20 protein-coding genes and 2 pseudogenes are annotated in these 19,797 nt (G+C 44.1%); 12 read left to right on the top strand and 10 right to left on the bottom strand.

The features are described 5' to 3' along the window. The first annotated feature begins 33 nt into the window (after positions 1-33). The 4 genes and pseudogenes from ACQ86K_RS01420 to ACQ86K_RS01405 all read left to right on the top strand — a co-directional run bounded on the left by ACQ86K_RS01420 (position 34) and on the right by ACQ86K_RS01405 (position 3,761). Positions 34-2,309 (top strand): annotated as a pseudogene (locus tag ACQ86K_RS01420) (GH92 family glycosyl hydrolase). Between the two features lie 171 nt (positions 2,310-2,480). Further along, entirely contained in the window at positions 2,481-2,951 is a 471-nt protein-coding gene (locus ACQ86K_RS01415) for a hypothetical protein (RefSeq protein ID WP_431199660.1), read from the top strand. Then, positions 2,935-3,117, top strand: a complete 183-nt coding sequence (locus ACQ86K_RS01410; RefSeq protein WP_431199659.1) for a hypothetical protein — start codon at positions 2,935-2,937, stop codon at positions 3,115-3,117. Before ACQ86K_RS01415 ends, ACQ86K_RS01410 begins: the two co-directional genes overlap by 17 nt. A gap of 86 nt (positions 3,118-3,203) precedes the next feature. Then, on the top strand, positions 3,204-3,761 hold the full coding sequence (locus ACQ86K_RS01405; RefSeq protein WP_091172841.1) for a hypothetical protein: 558 nt from the start codon (positions 3,204-3,206) through the stop codon (positions 3,759-3,761). A gap of 41 nt (positions 3,762-3,802) precedes the next feature. Here the strand turns inward: ACQ86K_RS01405 and ACQ86K_RS01400 are convergent, their stop codons facing one another. The 3 genes from ACQ86K_RS01400 to ACQ86K_RS01390 form a co-directional block, all read right to left on the bottom strand. Further along, positions 3,803-4,711, bottom strand: a complete 909-nt coding sequence (locus ACQ86K_RS01400; RefSeq protein ID WP_091172845.1) for a prohibitin family protein — start codon at positions 4,709-4,711, stop codon at positions 3,803-3,805. Positions 4,712-4,930: 219 nt separating this feature from the next. Further along, a complete protein-coding gene (locus ACQ86K_RS01395; RefSeq protein ID WP_091172849.1) occupies positions 4,931-5,146 on the bottom strand; it encodes a DUF6358 family protein in 216 nt (71 codons plus the stop codon). A 2-nt stretch (positions 5,147-5,148) separates the two neighbouring features. Further along, positions 5,149-5,463: a rhodanese-like domain-containing protein gene (locus ACQ86K_RS01390; protein ID WP_090531100.1), complete on the bottom strand. Its 315-nt coding sequence runs from the start codon at positions 5,461-5,463 to the stop codon at positions 5,149-5,151. Positions 5,464-5,579: 116 nt separating this feature from the next. Here ACQ86K_RS01390 and ACQ86K_RS01385 point away from each other — a divergent pair, with 116 nt between their 5' ends. Further along, entirely contained in the window at positions 5,580-6,698 is a 1,119-nt protein-coding gene (locus ACQ86K_RS01385; RefSeq protein ID WP_091172853.1) for a DUF4407 domain-containing protein, read from the top strand. A gap of 151 nt (positions 6,699-6,849) precedes the next feature. Next, a complete protein-coding gene (locus tag ACQ86K_RS01380; RefSeq protein WP_091172856.1) occupies positions 6,850-7,512 on the top strand; it encodes a DNA-3-methyladenine glycosylase family protein in 663 nt (220 codons plus the stop codon). A gap of 270 nt (positions 7,513-7,782) precedes the next feature. On the opposite strand, the pseudogene cphA reads toward ACQ86K_RS01380, so the two are convergent. Beyond that, positions 7,783-10,316: pseudogene (gene cphA / locus ACQ86K_RS01375) on the bottom strand (cyanophycin synthetase). Positions 10,317-10,581: 265 nt separating this feature from the next. Between cphA and ACQ86K_RS01370 the strand changes: the two are divergent. The 6 genes from ACQ86K_RS01370 (at position 10,582) to ACQ86K_RS01345 (ending at position 16,732) form a co-directional block, all read left to right on the top strand. Further along, positions 10,582-11,502, top strand: a complete 921-nt coding sequence (locus tag ACQ86K_RS01370) for a cyanophycinase (RefSeq protein WP_091172864.1) — start codon at positions 10,582-10,584, stop codon at positions 11,500-11,502. A gap of 73 nt (positions 11,503-11,575) precedes the next feature. Next, positions 11,576-12,418 (top strand): isoaspartyl peptidase/L-asparaginase, encoded by an 843-nt coding sequence (locus ACQ86K_RS01365; RefSeq protein WP_091172868.1) that lies wholly within the window; start codon positions 11,576-11,578, stop codon positions 12,416-12,418. Between the two features lie 180 nt (positions 12,419-12,598). Then, complete coding sequence (locus ACQ86K_RS01360; protein WP_431199658.1) at positions 12,599-13,240, top strand: hypothetical protein; 642 nt, start codon at positions 12,599-12,601, stop codon at positions 13,238-13,240. A gap of 176 nt (positions 13,241-13,416) precedes the next feature. Next, positions 13,417-15,558 (top strand): carboxy terminal-processing peptidase, encoded by a 2,142-nt coding sequence (locus ACQ86K_RS01355; protein WP_091173135.1) that lies wholly within the window; start codon positions 13,417-13,419, stop codon positions 15,556-15,558. A 245-nt stretch (positions 15,559-15,803) separates the two neighbouring features. Then, on the top strand, positions 15,804-16,220 hold the full coding sequence (locus ACQ86K_RS01350) for a hypothetical protein (protein ID WP_431199657.1): 417 nt from the start codon (positions 15,804-15,806) through the stop codon (positions 16,218-16,220). Further along, positions 16,139-16,732, top strand: a complete 594-nt coding sequence (locus ACQ86K_RS01345) for an NAD(P)-dependent oxidoreductase (RefSeq protein ID WP_431200772.1) — start codon at positions 16,139-16,141, stop codon at positions 16,730-16,732. Before ACQ86K_RS01350 ends, ACQ86K_RS01345 begins: the two co-directional genes overlap by 82 nt. Positions 16,733-16,915: 183 nt before the next feature. Here the strand turns inward: ACQ86K_RS01345 and ACQ86K_RS01340 are convergent, their stop codons facing one another. The 6 genes from ACQ86K_RS01340 to ACQ86K_RS01315 form a co-directional block, all read right to left on the bottom strand. Further along, on the bottom strand, positions 16,916-17,194 hold the full coding sequence (locus ACQ86K_RS01340) for an Atu4866 domain-containing protein (RefSeq protein ID WP_091172877.1): 279 nt from the start codon (positions 17,192-17,194) through the stop codon (positions 16,916-16,918). After that, positions 17,155-17,553 (bottom strand): SDR family NAD(P)-dependent oxidoreductase, encoded by a 399-nt coding sequence (locus tag ACQ86K_RS01335; RefSeq protein WP_431200771.1) that lies wholly within the window; start codon positions 17,551-17,553, stop codon positions 17,155-17,157. Before ACQ86K_RS01335 ends, ACQ86K_RS01340 begins: the two co-directional genes overlap by 40 nt. Next, the gene (locus ACQ86K_RS01330; RefSeq protein WP_431199656.1) at positions 17,478-17,999 is read right to left on the bottom strand and encodes an SDR family NAD(P)-dependent oxidoreductase; all 522 of its coding nucleotides are present in this window, start codon (positions 17,997-17,999) and stop codon (positions 17,478-17,480) included. Before ACQ86K_RS01330 ends, ACQ86K_RS01335 begins: the two co-directional genes overlap by 76 nt. 132 nt (positions 18,000-18,131) lie before the next feature. After that, positions 18,132-18,545, bottom strand: a complete 414-nt coding sequence (locus ACQ86K_RS01325) for an SDR family oxidoreductase (protein WP_431199655.1) — start codon at positions 18,543-18,545, stop codon at positions 18,132-18,134. After that, entirely contained in the window at positions 18,542-18,862 is a 321-nt protein-coding gene (locus ACQ86K_RS01320; protein ID WP_431199654.1) for an SDR family oxidoreductase, read from the bottom strand. Before ACQ86K_RS01320 ends, ACQ86K_RS01325 begins: the two co-directional genes overlap by 4 nt. Before the next feature lie 41 nt (positions 18,863-18,903). After that, positions 18,904-19,737, bottom strand: a complete 834-nt coding sequence (locus tag ACQ86K_RS01315) for an oxidoreductase (RefSeq protein WP_091172892.1) — start codon at positions 19,735-19,737, stop codon at positions 18,904-18,906. Positions 19,738-19,797: the final 60 nt, after the last annotated feature.

The raw sequence follows: 19,797 nt of genomic DNA, 5'->3' as shown, positions 1-19,797 counted from the left end.
TATTGATTTGAAAATAAAGTCCCCAAATAACAAATGAAAAAGTTACTCCTCCTTGCATTTGCCTTTTTACCGGCAGCACTTTCGGCACAAGAAAAGATGTCGTCACCTGTCGATTTGATTAACCCACTCATGGGTACGCAATCAAAGCCATCCTTATCAAACGGTAATACTTACCCGGCAGTAGCCCTGCCATGGGGTATGAACTTCTGGACACCGCAAACCGGTAAAATGGGCGATGGGTGGCAGTACACTTATGATGCCGATAAGATCCTCGGTTTTAAACAAACCCATCAGCCATCGCCCTGGATGAATGATTATGGTATGTTTTCTGTTTTTCCGGAAACTGGTAAGTTAAAACTGGATGAAAAAGATCGCGCCAGCTGGTTCTCGCATAAACCTGAAACAGCGAAACCATACTATTACAGCGTTTACCTGGCCGATTATGATGTAACAACTGAAATAACGCCAACCGAACGCGCTGCCAGCTTCCAGTTCACTTTCCCTAAAAGCGAGAGTTCGCACATCGTGATCGACGCTTTTGACAAAGGCTCATACGTAAAGATCATTCCCGGTGAGCAAAAGATCATTGGCTACAGCACTAAAAACAGCGGTGCGGTACCTGCCAATTTCAAAAACTACTTTGTTATTTATGTAGATAAACCCTTTGCGCTGGCTTCGGCATGGCACGATTGGAAACAGGATGCCGGACAACTGGAATACACCGGCGACCATGCCGGCGCGGTAATCACCCTGAAAACTGCTAAAGGCGAAAAAGTTCATCTGAAAGTAGCTTCTTCATTCATCAGCATTGAACAAGCCGAACTTAACCTAAAGCGTGAGTTGGGTAACGACGATTTTGCAGCAACCTGCCAAAAAGCAAAAGATACCTGGAACAAAACGTTAAGTCGTTTAGATGTTGAAGGTGGTACTATAGATCAAACCCGTACTTTTTACAGCAGCCTTTACCGTATGCTGTTTTTCCCAAACAAGATGTATGAGGTTGATGCCAATGGGCAAAATATACACTACAGCCCATTCAACGGTAAAGTTGCGCCGGGTTACCTGTTTGCCGGTACCGGTTTCTGGGATACCTTCAGGGCATTGTATCCTTTCCTGAACTTGGTTTACCCGTCTATCAACAAAGAAATGCAGGAAGGCCTTATCAATGATTATAAAGAAGGTGGCTGGTTGCCAGAGTGGTCGAGCCCGGGCTACGCTGATTGTATGATAGGTAACAACTCTGCATCGGTAGTTTCTGAAGCTTACCTGAAAGGCCTGCGCGGTTACGATATCGAGACTTTATACCAGGCCCTTAAACACGGTGCCAACAACGAAGGGCCTAATGCTACCGGTCGCCGGGGTGTGCAGTATTATAACACTTTAGGCTATGTGCCATACAACGTAAAGATCAACGAAAATGCTGCCCGTACTCTTGAGTATGCTTATGACGATTTTGCTATTTACCAGTTGGGTAAGGCTTTGGGCAAGCCTAAAAGGAAATTGAGATCTACAAAAAACGCAGCCAGAACTACCGCAATATTTTTGATCCGCAAACTAAACTGATGCGCGGTAAAAACCAGGATGGTACTTTTGAAACGCCATTTAATCCGTTTAAATGGGGCGATGCCTTTACCGAAGGTAACAGCTGGCACTATAGCTGGGGCGTGTTCCACGATATTCAGGGTTTAATAAACCTGATGGGTGGCAAGCAGCAATTTGCAGCCAAGCTGGATTCGGTGTTTGAAATGCCTCCGGTATTTGATGACAGCTACTACGGTGGTGTGATCCATGAGATCCGTGAAATGCAGATTGCAGGTATGGGCCAATACGCTCACGGGAACCAGCCTATCCAGCATATGATCTACTTATATAATCACGCAAACCAGCCTTGGAAAACTCAATACTGGGTTCGCGAAGCTATGAACAGGCTGTACAGGGCTACGCCGGATGGCTATTGCGGCGATGAGGATAATGGTCAAACCTCTGCATGGTACATTTTCTCGGCTATGGGCTTTTACCCGGTTACCCCGGCCAGCGACCAGTATGTTTTAGGTGCCCCGCTGTTTAAAAAAGTAACTGTTAATTTAGAGAACGGCAAAACCATCACCATCAACGCGCCTAAAAACAGCGCGGATAATAGGTACGTAAATACACTTACTGTTGACGGTAAACCATATACCAACAACTGGTTAAGCCACAAAGGTTTGTTAAACGGTGCAGTGCTTGATTTTGATATGCAGGCCACTCCGAATAAAGACCGCGGTACCAAAGATGCCGATGTGCCTTATTCAATGAGTAACGAGAAGTAAACACCCCTCCCAACTCTCCCCAATGGGGAGGGCTTTTGTAGAGACGCATCACATGTGTCTCCCGCTATGCAGATCAAACATGCATGACGGGAGATGCGGGTGATGCGTTTCTTGTTTTAGATATTCTATACGAAAGCTTTTTTGCCTACATTTAGCAACCAGCACTAAACCATGAAATATCTTTTTCTTTTCATATTTATCACAATTACCTCTATTGTTAAAGCGCAGGATTTTGCGGCGTTAAAGGCCGGACAATCAAAGGCAGAGCGGATTATATTCAATGATGAAGACGCGAAAGCGATGATGGCATTTTATGATCGCAGCGCCAACAAAACTCAAAATAAGCTTATTGCCTCTGTGCAGGCCAGCGCCAATAAACATATCCCTCCGGTATTATTTACTATGGCTATGGTTTTATTTGGGCAGGAAAAATATAGCGATGCCTGTTTTTGGTTTTATGTAGCGCAATTAAGATCAAGATACGATGTAAACCGCAGTGTAGATAAAACGGTATCGGCAGCCAATTGGAACGGCCCAATCGGGATGTCGATAAACCAATATGCCTTTGAGCATCTGGATACCTTAGAAAAGGTTGTTCCCCAGGTTGTAGCCTATGTAACTGCAAATGACGAGATTATATGATCAGCGATGGATCAACGTTTTAACAGCACGTGATAAGGTAAAAGACGAAGACATAGATAAGTTAAGCGTTGATAAAAGCCTTTGGCCAGTTATCAAGAAAGAAACAATAGATTCTTATTATGCCGATTTTAAAGAGGTTGTGAATAAAGCCAGGCAAAAGCAATAAAGAATATGGTTTTAAGCAGCTATTTAGGGTTTGTTTACGTTTAATTGGTGAATTTACTTTTATCTTTTTTGTAACTTGCCTTATCAATGAAAGGGCAAAAAACACATCATTCAGTACTACTCATATGTCTTTTGGTACTGCCTGCGATATTAGCTTTTTCCTTACACCCTTCCGGCAAATACAACCTCGATTTTTTCACTACCCATAACCAATTTTACCTGTGCGATTCGGCCTTTACCGGTACCACAGGTGATACAACTTTTTGGAACAGCGACGCCCAAAATGCGCGCTTAGGAACTACCGAAGATATCATCGGCATAAAAACAGCCAGTTATGGCCATATACGGGCCGAACTTAATGTGCTCAACACAGCCGACGCCGAGAAAGATTTCAGCAAATACGACCATGTTGTAGAAGGAAGTGTAAAACTAAATTCGGGCATTATGGAGATCCTGAATTTTCCGGATACAAAAATTATCTTAAAAGCCATTGTTACCCCGGCAAGATATCGCGTGCGCATTTATTCGTATGCTGTAAAAAACGTGAATCCCGATGAGGACGAAGGTACCGACCATTATAAGATCACCCTTTGGCCCGGAGAAGGTAGGGAAAGGAAAGTATTGAAAGCCTACAGGGCGGACTAATCCATTTATGCCCGCCCAAAACAAGGTACATTAATCACGCACTATTTATCGCTGATCATTATCGGGTTGCCTCCCTTTCCGCCGCCAATAATAATCACCTTGGCATTGGGCGATAGCGCTATTTCCTTTTGTGCTTTTATGGCTTCATATTGAAGTTGCTTATCCGATAACCCGGTTGAAAGGATACGCTGATAATCGGCAATACCCTGCGCTTCCACCCGCTTACGTTCGGCTTCCTGGCGTTCCTTTTGCAATACGAACTCCATCTTCTGGGCGTCCTGCTCGGCGTTGATCTTTGATTCGATGCTGGCCCGTACCGAGGCAGGCAGGGTGATGTTGCGCACCAGAATTTGTTGCAGCTCCAGTCCGCGTTTTTCAAAACTGGCGGTAATGTAACGGTTTATTTTATCCTGAAACTCCTGCCGCTTGGTCGAATACAGATCGACAGCAGCATAAGCAACCGCGTTATCACGGATGGCCGTGCGCGAAACCGGGCGAACGATCTTATCCACATAGTTTTCGCCAATATTCTGCATGATATAAGGAGCCCTGTCGGGTTTTACTTTATACAGCACCGAAAGATCAATAGTAACCTCCAACCCGTCTGATGAAAGTACGCGGATAGCGTCATCACCTTCCTTTTGGCCTTCGTTGTTTACCGCGCTCATGGTATAGGTTTGGGTCTGTACATCAAAAGTGGTGATCTCTACAACAGGGTTTATAATGTGTAAGCCGCTTTCAAGCACCTGGTCCTGCACCTTGCCAAAAAGGGTTTGAACCCCTACCTTGCCCGGCTCAATAACTTTAAAAATATTGAGTAATAAGCCAAGTACAACCATGGCTATACCTACCGCGGTTACCACTCCATTAAAGCGGCCGGCCGGTTCGGGTGAACGTTTGAGTACTATACCCACAATGAGTACAATAACTCCTAATACTGCTATAAACATGCAATGAAGTTAAGCTTTTTTTACATGTTGCAAGCCTATTATAAAAGAATGATTTTTAGTGGGATTACGGCTGTAAAATGCGGGGCTCTCTGGTTTAGCGTGATCTGCATGAGTTATCCGCTGCTTACTACTACTGCTCAAAACTTGCACCAGAGAAATGAAAAGAAGACTTACGAGGTTTTAAAAACTTCGTAAGTCTTTAGCATAATTAACAATGGGTCATTTTGCCCCTTTGCCTTTTTTATTTTGCGGGGCTTGCTGGGTCTCTTTAACCTCTTTCAAAAGCCTCAGCTTCATGAAAATCACAACTACGCCAACAACCATGGCACCAGCCATGATCAGGTAGTTTTTTTCGGTGAACATTTTATAAGCTACAATAAAGCACAAAGCTACACCCATGGTGTAAAGCACATTGAGCACCAGTTTAAAGCCCATTATTAGTATACGTTTAATTCAGGGTCAATTTCGGCCTGCCATGCAAGGATCCCTCCTCTTAGGTTTGACAGATTGGTAAAACCCTGCTGCTCCAGTTGCATAATAGCAGCCGCGCTGCGTTTACCGCTGCGGCACATTACTACTACCGGCTTGTCTTTACTTATCTTTTCCGATTCTATCAGCACGCCGCCAAGCGGTATAAGCTGCCCGCCAAGGTTTGAAGTTTCGTATTCAAAATCTTCCCTAACATCAATCAGTTGAAAATCTTCGCCTTTGTCAATTTTCTCTTTTAGTTCTTGTACGGTTATCTCGTTCATGTTAAATGTAATTATAATTCAAAGGTAGTTTTTTTCTTAATCAAATATTTAGGCTTGTTATTTGTAACAATCAAAGTATATGAGCGTTTCATATATGTTTACACAATAATTACTTAATGAAAAAAGTTACACGCTTTTTCTGGTTCTGTTCAGGAGCACATATCGATACCTTAAAAAAGTACCCAATTGAGCATAATAAGTATGTTGGTATTGGGGCAACTATATTTTTCACGGCAACGTTCGCCGCATTATCCGGCGGTTATGCCATGTACTTTGTTTTTAATGGCGATGCCTTTGCTGTAGGTTTTGCTATACTATTTGGTTTACTGTGGGGAACGGCCATTTTTAATATGGACCGTTACATCGTATCCAGCATTAATAAAGAAGGTACAACCAATCAGCAGATATTGCAGGCATCGCCGCGTATTTTGCTGGCTATCATGATTGGTATTGTGATATCGCGCCCACTTGAACTCAAGATTTTTGATAAAGAAATTCGCCAGAAACTAAAAACCGCCTATTTAAAGGGGCAACGCAGTAAAATTGATACCCTCGAAAAAACCTACATGCAGAAGTATGCCATGGAACTGGGTAAAAACACCGATTTGAAAAAGGAGAAAGATTCATTGGAGCGGGATATTAACCGCTCACGTTATCAGCTTAACCAGGAAGTTTTCGGTGATAAAACCAACCAAACATCGGGCATTACCGGTTATGGCACTTATGCAAAGCAAAAGCAGGCCATACTGGAAGAAAAGGAAGCCCGGCTTAAATCCGTTACTGATAATTTAGGGCAGATGGACCAATACCTGAGTGCCCGTAAAGATTATGAGGGACTGAACAGCACCCGTTTGTTTACAGAGCATCAACTGGACAGCCTGGCCAGCATAGCCGGCTTCTCCGACCGTAACTGGGCATTAGGCCAGCTCACCTACACTGAAAACGGCAAGCGCGACCTCGATACCTATCTCGCTATTTCGTTTATCGGCTACCTGTTCATTTTGTTTGAATGTTTGCCGGTATTTGTAAAGCTGATGTCGCCCAAAGGGCCTTATGATACGGCTATCGCCAAAACAGCCGAAGCCAATATCCACCTTGCCGAACGGGATAAGGAACGAGATATAGCGGTTACGGATAATATTTACGACCACAACCTGGATACGGATATCGAGCGGCGAAAAAAGATCATTACCTCGCAATCTGATTATGATTTTGAGCGGCATAGTTACGAGTAAAACCCTGCATTTTTCCCGTAGAGACGCATAATTGCGTCTCCCAACTATGCAGGGCCGATTTATGGGCGAAGACGCAATTATGCGTCTCTACAGTGGAATATTTTGCAATTACCAACCCAATCTCCCATCTTGCAAAACATAATATCAACCTATGTTTGAGCAATTTTCACATTCAAACTATCATTCCATTTGTGATCATCTTGCAGCTAATGATCCTGATCTGGCCCTGATTATAAAAAACCATGGTCATCCGCCTTTATGGTCAAGGCCCAATAGTTTTGAAACACTGGTGCATATTATCTTAGAGCAGCAGGTATCACTGGCTTCAGCACTATCTGCCTTAAATAAATTGCGCGAGCGGGTACAGCAAATTACCCCTGCACGGGTACTACTGCTTACCGATGAAGAATTCAGGGCATGTTATGTAAGTCGCCAAAAAAACATCTATATAAAATACCTTGCCGAAGCCATTGTAAGCGGGCAGATCAACCTTGCCGAAATGGAACAAATGCCTGATGATATTATCCGTACCAAACTAACCGCCCTCAAAGGCATTGGCAACTGGACTGTTGATGTTTACCTGATGTTTGTATTACAGCACACCGATGTTTTCCCTATCGGGGATCTGGCCGCAGTGAATGCCCTTAAACGGGTAAAAAATCTGCCAAAAGATATTACCAAAGAAGAATTGTTAGCGGTGACCGAACAATGGAAACCATACCGAACGGTAGCGGCGATGATTTTGTGGCATTATTATCTGAGCCAAAGAGTACCGGCCCCACCCAAACCCTCTAAGCAAGGCGTTAAAAAATAAAGATCTTCGGAGGCTTAAATTTAATAACACCTCCCATAAGCTGAATATCTTTATCAGATCCTTCGCGCAACCCCTCCATTTTATTAAACAATTGATATTCAGACTATTATACTGAAACATTCAAAATTGTGTTAACCCTGTTAACCCCTGTTGGTGCTGTCCATGGTAGGTGTTATTACACTTTAACCTACAAAAGTATATAAACAAAAAATGCGCTGGCTTCGCCAACGCATTCAAAATATGCTCATCAAAAGCCCCACTTTAGGGCTGTCAAACATTAAATAGTCCGTTCCTCTCCTGCTCCTGGTAATCCTGTACGGTTTCAATGGCATTATCAACCACATCGCTCAGGGCGGTAATGAATGTTCCGGGTCGGGCCAGGCTCATGGCGTGTTTAATAGCATCAACTTCTTTAGGCACTACCTCAACCTGCTTGTCAGGATCAACTGATTCAATTCCCTCTTTGAGTAAACCAATAATATTTTCGGCGGTGCGGCCGCGCAGGTGTTTTTCCTGGCGCAGGATGATATAATCAAACATTTCGGCCGATATTTTACCCAGTTCGCGGATATCGTCATCCCTCCTGTCGCCGGTGCCGGCTATGATACCAATTTTAAGCGGCGAATCGATATGTCTTAAAAACTCCTTGATGCCAGTGTATCCATCCGGATTGTGGGCAAAATCAATCATGAACCGGAAATCTTTAAACTCAAAAATATTCATGCGGCCAGGCGTTTGTGAGGCCGATGGAATAAAAGTTTCGAGCGAGATCTTGATATCTTCTGTCTTAAATCCCCATAAAAACGTAGCCAGTGTAGCGGCCAGCACATTCTCGATCATAAAGGGCACAGTACCGCCAAACGTAAGCGGAATCAGGATGGTACGCTGTACGCGGATCTTCCAGTCGCCTTTTAAAATGGTGATAAACCCGTTTTCGCAAATAGCGGCAATGCCTCCTTTTTTGCAATGTGATTTAATGATGGGATTATTTTCGTTCCGGCTGAAATAAGCGATATTACATTCGGCCTTTTTGCCAATGCGTACGCAATACTCGTTATCGGCATTCAAAACGCCCCAGCCATCCTTCTTAACCGAGTTAAGCACTACGCTTTTTACGCGCGATAGGTCTTCCAATGAATGAATGTCCGATAAGCCAAGGTGATCTTCCTGGATATTGGTAACTACCCCTATATCGCAAAAGCCAAAACCGAGGCCCGAGCGCAGGATACCCCCGCGGGCTGTTTCCAATACCGCAAAATCAACTGTTGGGTCTTTCAGTATAAACTCCGAGCTTACAGGGCCGGTTGTATCGCCCTTCAGCATCATATTGTTTTGTACGTAGATCCCATCCGAGGTGGTGAAACCTACCCGGTGACCGTTATTTTTAACAATGTGTGCTATCAAACGGGTGGTAGTGGTTTTACCGTTAGTCCCGGTAATAGCTATGATAGGGATGCGGGCCGATTTACCGGCCGGGTAAAGCATATCAATCACATGTCCGGCTACGTTGCGGGGCAAGCCTTCGCTCGGAGCAATATGCATCCTGAAGCCCGGTGCGGCATTAACTTCCAGTATCACTCCCCCTGTATCAGTAAGCGGCTCGGTAAGGTTTTGCGCCATGATGTCGATGCCGCAAATATCCAGGCCGATGATTTTAGAAATGCGTTCGCAAATGAAAATATTTTGCGGGTGTACATGGTCGGTAACATCAACAGAGGTGCCGCCTGTGCTTAGGTTAGCAGTTGATTTTACATAAACCACCTCATCTTTTTCGGGAACAGTTTCAAGCGTGTAGTCTTTTTTTGCCAACAGATCGAGGGTATCACGGTCGACCGTTATCTCTGTAAGCACATTTTCATGTCCATAACCCCGGCGCGGGTCTGTATTTTCAAGGTCTATCAATTCCTGGATATTCAGCCTGCCATCGCCGGTAACATGTGCCGGTTTACGGAGAGCGGCTGCAACCATTTTATTATCAATCACCAACACCCTAAAATCGAAGCCGGTAACATAACGCTCCACAATTACGCGGCGCGAAATTTTGGCAGCGTGCTCATAAGCTTCAATAGCCTCTTCTTCAGTTTTTATGTTGATAGAAATGCCGCGGCCGTGGTTGCCATCAAGCGGTTTAAACACCAGCGGGAAGCCCACTTTGCGGATGGCATCCGGCACAGCCGATGCCGATGAAATAGTTACGCCTTTAGCAACAGGGATGGCCTGCTCCTGTAAAAGTCGTTTGGTTTCTTCCTTGTTGCTGGCAATATCAACAGCAATGCTGCTGGTTTTTTCGGTCATGGTAGCGCGGAAACGTACCTGATTTTTGCCGTAACCCAACTGCACTAACGATTGGTTGTTGAGCCTGATCCATGGGATATCCCTCGCGATCGCTTCTTCTACAATTGACCCGGTACTTGGTCCCAGGCGGGTATTTTCCCTAATCTCGCGCATTTGCTGAATATCAGCATCCAGGTTGTAATCCTCGCCTTTTATCAAAGCTTCGGTTATGCGCACGGCCGACTCGGCTGCAAAAACGCCGACCTTTTCTTCCAGGTAAGCAAATACTACATTGTATACGCCTTTTGTTTTGGTTTCGCGGGTGCGGCCAAAGCCGGTATCCATACCGGCAAGGGTTTGAATCTCTAAGGCTATGTGCTCAATGACGTGTCCCATCCAGGTGCCGGCAATCACCCGCTGAAAAAACCGCCGGGTACACCGGGCGAGCAGCGGTGGCTATATAACGACGGCAGCAGCTTTTCAAGCCGTTCATAAAAGCCATCTATTTCGTTGGAGGGGCGGTGCTCCATCTCCTGCAGATCAAGCCGCATTTGTATTAATTTTTTGCGTCTGATGCTCCAAATGTTGGGTCCGCGTAGTACCTGAATATTCTCGATCTTCATTATGTAGGATGCTATTTTTTTGTCAGTCTAATTTTCCCCTTAAAACTATAAAACATAACACGGGAATAAAATTTTTGATGGCGAAAAGCCATTATTTATTATTAGTTCCTGTGTTTGTGCAGGTTTTTGTCGTAATTTGTATATAGTTGTATTAAGATATTGTGAAATAATCATGATTGTCCCGAAAGGTAAACTAATAATTATAGGTGGCGCAGTTGATATGGGGAGTAATGTTACTCTTCAGGAACACATTTTGCAACCAGATTATATCAAATTTTTTGAACAAGGCATATTAAGGCGCATTATTAATGAATCGGCAAAGCATGAAGGCTCACAAATTGAAGTGATCACCACAGCTTCACAGATTCCGGAGCTTGTCGGCGCTGAGTATATCAAGGCGTTTGGCCAGCTCAACGTTACCAATGTTAACGTACTGCACATCAAAAGCCGCGAAGATGCGGGGAACAAGGCATACTTAGACAGGATCCGCAAAGCCGATGTAGTGATGTTCAGCGGCGGCGACCAGCTCAGGCTAACAGCCATTTTTGGCGGCACCGAATTTTTACAGATCCTTAAACAACGCTATCAAAAAGAAAACTTTGTGATAGCAGGTACTTCGGCAGGCGCTGCGGCAGCATCCACACATATGATCTACCGCGGGCAAAGTAACGAAGCCCTTGTGAAAGGCGAAGTGCAGATAACCGCCGGCCTTGGCTTTATCGATTCGGTGATTGTTGACACTCACTTTGTACAGCGTGGCCGCATAGGCCGGTTAATGTATGCCGTTGCAACTAACCCCGGCATTTTGGGGATAGGTTTGGGCGAAGATACAGGCTTACTTATTACCGAAGGTTATATGATGGAAGCTATCGGCTCGGGCCTCATCATTTTGGTTGATGGGCGCAACATCGTATCAACCAATATTTATGATGTGGAGCTCGGCTCGCCAATATCTATCGAAAACCTGAGAGTGCACGTCATGTCGATATTTGATAAGTACGACCTGATACAACACCGTTTACTCATAAAAAAGAGCGTAAAAGTTGAAGAAGGTGTTTTTATACATGCACCCGGTAGCAATCTATTACAATAATTTAAACTGCATAAAGTTCTTATTAAATAGCCTGGCCTTATTTATGCAGGTACATCTACTTTAATTTATAATTATGAAAATAATTATTCACGGCGGTTTTTTTAGCGAATCGCATACCAACCAGGAAGTAAAGCTGGCCAAACAGGAAGCCCTGAACGGCATAGTGCAGTTAGGATACAAACACCTGCAACATCACACTGCTGCCGAAACGGCCGTTTATACCGTAAGGCTGCTTGAAGATTGCGAACTTTTTAATGCCGGAACGGGATCACAGATCCAGAGCGATGGCAAGATTCGCCTCAGCGCCTCTTTGATGGATGGCAAAACCCAACGCTTTTCGGGCGTCATCAACATTGAAGATGTTAAAAACCCGATCTGTGTAGCCGAAAAACTTCAAGCCTACGATGATCGTGTATTGAGCGGCAAAGGAGCATGCGATTTTGCTATAGAAAACGGTCATAAATACTATAACCCCGAAATCCCGCAGCGACGTCACGAATACGAACAAAAACTAAGCGATTCTATCAGGCTGGGCACCGTGGGCTGCGTTGCATTGGACGTGCATGGAAACCTGGCGGCCGCAACGAGTACCGGGGGCAAAGGTTTTGAAATTCCCGGCCGTGTTAGTGATTCGGCCACTACTGCAGGAAATTATGCCAATGAGTTTGCCGGCGTTTCATGTACCGGCGTAGGTGAAGATATTGTAAGTGGCTCGGTAGCTGTTAAAATTGTTACGCGAGTAACCGATGGCATGCCCCTTATGGCCGCTACCGAAAAAACCCTCGATGAAATGAAACCTTACGATGGCTTTGCCGGTGTGATAGGCATTACTACTGATGGGCAGATCTATCACTCAGACACCCACCCTTACATGGTATGGGCCCTGCATGACGGAGATATTGAAGTTTTTAACTAAAACCTAAATTTATTTTTCCCGTAGAAAGGGTATAAGTTAAGCACCTGTAAAATAACGGTGGCCTTTAGGCGTTTACGTATTTACTGCATTTTACGGGTATTGTTTTCCCGTTAACAAATAATTACATTTGTTAAGCTGATTAATTTAAAATAAACAGTTTAAACCCAGGAAAAAGATTAGATGAGATATTTCCTACTTATTATTTTATGCGCTGTTGGGTTCGATGCATCAGCGCAATGGTATTATAAGCCATTCAATAAGCGTACCCGGTCTCCGCAAATGGCTTATGCACAAAGCCACTCTATTAAAAGGCTGCCCGCTCCTGTAGTGGCTAAAGTAAAAATCCGCCCGTTTACTATTGAACATACCCCATATGTACTGGCCATGATCGAGGAATCGGTTATGAAAACCGCGCAGCACAATATGCGTTTTCATGTGTACAATGCCGCCAGCTACAACTTTAGCGACCTGGCCCAGATGTATATGAAACAAAACCGCCTGGCCGAGGCCAAATGGTTCCTGCTGCAAAGTATCACCATATCGCGCCAGCAAAACGACGACAGGCATACCATAGCAAACCTGCTTGACCTTGCGACTGTAAAAGCTGATTACGGCGATTATACACAGGCTAAACAAGACCTGGCCGAAGCCCGACAACTGGCTGTTGCCCGCGGTTTAACTTTTGACCTGGCTACTGTAGAGAAAAAACGCGCTATTTACAGGACAATAAATTCAACACGCTGCATACCGAAACCCATTTTGCCGAAACCGCCGATGCAGGTACAATTACCAAACCGGTTAACAAATAGTGTTTTTTTGTAACAAAAACGTAAAATGGTGCTGCCTGCATACTATTAGTAAAACATAATCGTATTATTGTTATTAGTAATTAAGAGACAGCATATTGACTGTCTCTTTTTTATTTTACATTAGCAAATTAATAATAGGCACAAGTATTGATGTTTTACACCAACCCCGATTTAACTACAGTAAAAGATATGTTTAAGAAAGTATATTTGTTATTGGTGCTGGGCGCAGCCCTCGCCTGTAAAGCATCACCATCCAAACCTGTTAAAGTAGCAGGTTCAAATGATTTACAGCCCGATGAACAGCAAAGCCTTGTTTGTAAGCAGGTAGCATCATTAATCTCTAACTACAACTATAAAAAAGTTCCGCTGAACGATTCAGTATCCGCCATCATTTACGACCGGTATATCAAATCGCTCGACGAGAACCACAGCTATTTTTTAGCATCTGATATCAAGGATTTTGAAAAATATAAAACCGTACTTGATGATGATATTAAAGCCGGCAACCTGGCCGATGCTTTTTATATCTTCAACGTTTTTCAGAAAAGATATATCGAGCATGTAAAATATTCGCTTGAGCAGATCAATAAAAATTTCGATTTCAATAAAACTGAAACCTTTGTTTATGATCGCGATAAACTACCATGGATTGCTTCGCAAAGCGAAATGGATGCCATGTGGACCAAGCGCGTAAAATACGATTTGCTAAACCTGAAACTGGCCAATGCAGATATGGCCAAAAATAAGGAAACACTTAAGAAACGCTACGAAAACCTGTTAACACAAACCAACAAGCTATCAAACCAGGACGTTTTTCAATACTTTATGGACGCCTTTACAGAGGCTATCGATCCGCATACTAATTACTTTAACCCGTCAAACGCAGCTAATTTCAATATCGAAATGTCGCGCCAGGTTGAAGGGATCGGTGCTTCACTACAGGTGGAAAACGAGTATGTAACCATTAAAACCATTGTACCGGGCGGTCCGGCAGATAAAAGCCACCAGATAAGTGTCGACGACCGTATCGTTGCAGTAGCACAGGGTAAAACCGGCGAATTCCAGAACGTGGTGGGATGGCGTGTTGATAATGCCATCGCTATCATCCGCGGTACTAAAGGCACAACGGTAAGGCTTGAAATATTGCCTGCCGGTGCAAATGCATCAAGCAAACCCAAAGTGGTTGAAATGGTACGTGAGAAGATCATCCTGAAAGACCAATCGGCCAAAAAAGAGATCCGCACTTACAACAGCAATGGTAAAACGGTTAGGATAGGTGTAATATCTATCCCGGCATTCTATATTGACTTTAACGATTATAAAGCAGGCAACCCTAACTATAAAAGTACCACCCACGATGTTAAGGCAATCCTTGACTCGTTAAAGAAAGAAAATGTAGATGGCCTGGTGATCGACCTGCGTGAAAACGGTGGTGGTTCATTGATGGAAGCTATTGAGCTTACCGGTCTGTTCATTAAAACCGGCCCTGTAGTACAGGTGCGTGACACTAAAGACCAGGTGGAAATTGATAAAGACGAAGATGCGGACATCACCTATAGCGGCCCTATGGCGGTACTGGTTGACCGCTTCAGCGCTTCGGCCTCTGAAATCTTCTCAGGCGCTATCCAGGATTACGGCCGCGGTTTAATATTGGGTACCCAAACTTATGGTAAAGGCTCGGTACAAAGCGCTATCGATCTTGACAGGGTGATTGGTTCTTCACTTCGTGAAAAAATTGCGGGCGTAGTTGGTGGCGGTAAAAAAACAACCTCAACCGGCAGCCAAAGCACTTACGGACAACTTAATTTGACCATAGCTAAATTCTATCGTATCAGCGGTAATTCAACCCAGCACAAAGGGGTAACACCTGATATTTCATTCCCGTCGGTTATTCCATTGGATAAATATGGCGAAGATACCGAACCATCAGCAATGCCTTTTGACATCATTGCCAAAACAGATTATACCAAAACAGGCGATTTTACCGGCGTACTGCCACAGCTAAAAAAACTGCACGACCAACGCATGGCCGGCAGCGACAGCTATAAATACCTGCTTGAAGATATTGCTGATTTCAAAAAACATGATGCCGATGACAGTGTATCGTTAAAAGAATCTGATTTGAAGAAACAACGTGACGATGATGAAGCGAAATCATTTGAGCGTAACAACCTGCGTCGGGTAGCATTAGGTTTGCCAGCCCTTAAAAAGGGTCAAACCAAACCTAAAAACGAAGACCTTGACTTTGTAAAACGCGAAGCCGGCCAAATCATGACCGATTATATCAGCCTTGATAATAAGTATACAAGCGTATCGCAACCGGCTAACTAAGCAAATTATTAATAATATTGAGCGCCCGGCATTGAAAGATGTCAGGCGTTTTTATTTAAACACGAATGCTTTGCATGTGAAGAAATTAAATCGAATTACACGAATTTGTATTTAGAAACCTTACAGAGAAAACAAAACTTATGTGATTCGATTTAATTCGAGGAATTAGTGTCATATTATAAAACCCCCTCGGCTAATAACCTTGCATTTTGTAAATTTGGCCTCTTATTAAAAATCAATTCAAGTTGAAAAATAATATTCTTATTGTTGATGATGTGCATGCCATTTTCATGGAGATGGCCGAGGCCAAGGGTTACACCTGCGATTACCGTCCGCTGATTAAGGTTGACGAAGCCATGCAAATCATAGGCGACTATGCAGGGTTGGTGATCCGCTCAAAATTCAGGGTGGATAAAGCTGTGCTTGATGCTGCCACCAACTTACAGTTCATAGCCCGCGCCGGCGCTGGTATGGATAATATTGATGAAGATTATGCTACTCAAAAAGGTATAAAACTCATCAACGCACCCGAAGGCAATTCGGATGCCGTAGGCGAACATGCCATAGGTTTACTGCTGTCATTAATGAACAACCTAAACCGCGGCGACGCCGAAATTCGCGGGGGAAGTGGCAGCGCGAGGCTAACCGGGGTTACGAACTAAAAGGTAAAACAGTAGGTATTATCGGCTACGGCCATATGGGCAGCAGCTTTGCCAGGAAACTTTCAGGCTTCCAGGTAAATGTTATTGCTTACGATAAATACAAAACCGGCTTCAGTGATAAATATGCGCGCGAGGTAAGCATGGAAGAAATTGTAAAGCACAGCGATGTACTGAGCTTACATATCCCTTTAACTCCAGAAACCAACGGACTGGTGGATGATGAATACCTGTTCCATTTTAAAAAGCCTATCTTTTTCTTAAACACCTCACGCGGCAAAACTGCTAAAGTAAGTGCCGTGCTAAACGCCATACGCGAAGGCAAAATTTTAGGGGCAGGGTTGGATGTATTGGAGGTTGAAAAATTCCCGGCCCTTGCCGAACAACAATGGTTTGAGGAATTAAAACAAAGCGGCAAAGTGCTGTTAAGCCCTCACGTTGCCGGCTGGACATTTGATTCATACCGGAAGATCAGCGAGGTAATGGCCGAAAAGCTGGCCGATTTGAAAGGATAGGCAGATTATCGGAACCACACATATCTTTAATAATTCGACAGCGTAAGGAACGCCCCTGTACGTGACATCAAAGAGAAATTTCCTACACTATGCAATACATTATAGGGCATGGTGCAGGAGATTTCCGTTTAGATACATTTCCGGGCCGGGTTGGCAGAAATGATAACTGATTTAATATATTCGTTATGCCGTTTCCTTGTACAGTACCATGCCGGCATGGTAAAACACCCCGTCCCTGAAATCACCTTCGGCGGTAAAGCCTGTATCGTCAAGATATTCAACGTGGTTCCCTAATACGCTGTAATAACCTGTGTAGGCATTTCGTTTGTCGCCTCGGGCCTCGGTATAGCGCCCGTTAGGCAAAAATTCATGACGTATAAACCCATCGCGGGTAACCCATACACCTATATAATGATGAGCATTTATTGTTGTATTGCTGTTGAAAGTGTTAAATCTTTCCATGTTGCTAATTCGTTTTGAACGAAGGCAAGCTTCTTTTCAACCAGACCGTAAGCATCCTCGCCCAAAAATAAATTTAGCGGTGGGTTAGCTTCGTTAGTTATGCTGATCATAGCCTCGGCTGCTTTTTCAGGGTCGCCGGCTTGTTGCTTGTCCATGTCGTTTTGGTGAAAATTTACTGTATCGCGAACGTTTTGATAGTCGGCTATCTGGTTTTGAGGTACCGCCAATGAACCGGCCGACAGGAAGTTGGTCCTGAAATACCCCGGCTGTACAATGGTAACCTTTATGCCAAACGGTGCAACTTCGGCCGATAGGGTTTCAGAAAAACCATTAACGGCAAACTTGGTGGCGCAATAAATACCTCCCCTGCAAACGCGCCGGTGAAACCACCTATCGACGACACATTTAAAATATGTCCGGATTTTTGAGCGCGCAGATAAGGCAACGCCTTACGGATCACATTCAACGATCCAAATACGTTGATCTCAAAGTTATCACGGGCCTCGCGGTCGGTCAATTCTTCAATACCGCCTAATAATCCGTAACCGGCGTTGTTGACAATAACGTCAATTTTTCCGAAGGTTTTTACAGTAAGCTCAACAGCTTCCTGCACACTGTCTTCGCTGGTCAAGTTAACGGCGAGGGGTAAAAACCGCTCGTTTTGCGAGTCAACTGCTTTGGTCAAATCGCTTAAATTGCGCGATGTAGCGGCTACTTTATAGCCTTCATTCAATAGTTTTTTTACTAAGGCAAGTCCCAGTCCTTTTGAGGCACCAGTTACAAACCATACTTTGTTGTTTTCCATATGTTGTATTTGATAGATTTTGATTTTACTTGTTACTATTTCAATGATTGTTTATGATTTTCACCTATTTTGCCTTTTGGGACTTCACCGATAGGCTATGATTCCACCGATTTATGATGAATTCAACCTGCTCTATCGTGTTTGTCCGAGCGGCCGTACCACCACCTCGTTAACGGAGATATTATCCGGCTGGCTTATAGCGTAAATCACCGCGTTGGCTATAGCCTCCTCATCAAGTTTTGGCATGTTGGCAAGGTTGCCGTATAAGCCCTTAATCTTAGGGCTGGTAATATCATGTCCTAATTCGGATTTAGTTGCGCCGGGGTAAATGGTGGTTACCTTAATGTTTTGGGCAACTTCCTCGCGCAGGGTTTCCATAATAGCCTTGACCGCGAACTTGGTACCGCTGTAAACGCCAATGCCCGGCGACGTTTTTAAACCACCAACCGATGACGTGGAGAGGATATGCCCCTGGCCGCGTTCAAGCATGTGGGGCAGCACAGCATTAATCCCGTACAATACACCCTTAATATTAATGTCAATCATTTTGTCCCATTCATCAACATGACCTTCTTCAAAAAAGAGATGGGCATGATGCCGGCATTGTTCCACATTACGTCAACTCGGCCAAATTTGGCTATGGTCTGCAGAATGAGGTTATCCAGATCAGTTCGCCTGGCAACATCGGTTACTACATAAATTGCATTTTCGCCAATTTCCTGTGCCAGGTCTTTCAACTGATCTTCTCGGCGGGCAGCTAAAACCACTTTAGCGCCAAGTTGTGCCAGTTTGCGGGCAGCAGATGCGCCGATGCCACTGCTGGCACCGGTTATTACAATCACTTTATCCTTGATACTTTCCATTTGGTGTTTATATAGGTAGATATAGGGTAAACGGAATAAATTTAGAAATCAGTTGAGCAGGTTACATCCTCCCACTGCCTGATTTCATTGTGTAAAGTATCAAGCTTTGCCAAAGCACGATTGTATGCATCGCCACCTAATAAAAGGTACAATGGCGGGTTGTCTTCATAAACTGTGTTGATAATAGCAGTTGCCGCTTTTTCCGGGTCACCGGCTTGCTTGCCGTCCATTTTGAGGTATTTGTTATGAATGGCACGCACTTCTGTATAATCATCAATTTGGTTGTCAGTAATTGAAAGCGATCCTGCAGTAAGAAAACTGGTGCGGAAAGCGCCGGGAGCGACCACGGTTACCTTAATGCCCAATTCCTTAACATCCGCAGCAAGCACTTCCGAAATACCGATCACGGCATATTTGGCCCCTGCATAAATTGCCCAGCCGGTATTAGCTGTAATACCTGCGATAGATGAAATATTGATAATATGGCCTGAGCGCTGTTTGCGCAGGTATGGCATTGCCGCGCGGATTACGTTCAGCGTACCAAATACGTTTACATCAAATGCCATACGGGTTTCGGCATCGCTAAGTTCTTCAATAGCACCACCAATGCCATAGCCAGCATTGTTGATCACTACATCGATACGGCCAAAAGCCTCATAAGTGTGTTGCAATGCAAGCGATACACTGCTATCGTTTACCAGATCGACTTGTAGGGGTAAAAAATTATTGCTTGTTGTATTAACCGCAGCGGTTAATTCCTGTAAATTTCTGGAAGTAGCGGCAACAAGCTGTCCTGCATCCAGTAGTTGTTTTACTAAGCTGAGGCCAAAACCTTTCGAAGCCCCGGTAATAAACCATACTTTGTTGTTGTCCATAAAAATTGTTTGATTTGTTTATTTGAGATAAAACAAAGTTACAGCAGCAACAAAGGGGGC

The organism is Mucilaginibacter sp. P19 (assembly GCF_050632265.1).
In the GTDB taxonomy this organism is placed as follows: Bacteria; Bacteroidota; Bacteroidia; order Sphingobacteriales; family Sphingobacteriaceae; genus Mucilaginibacter; species Mucilaginibacter gossypii.
Note: the sequence above shows the minus strand (reverse complement) of the source record. Positions and strands in the feature narration are given on the sequence as shown.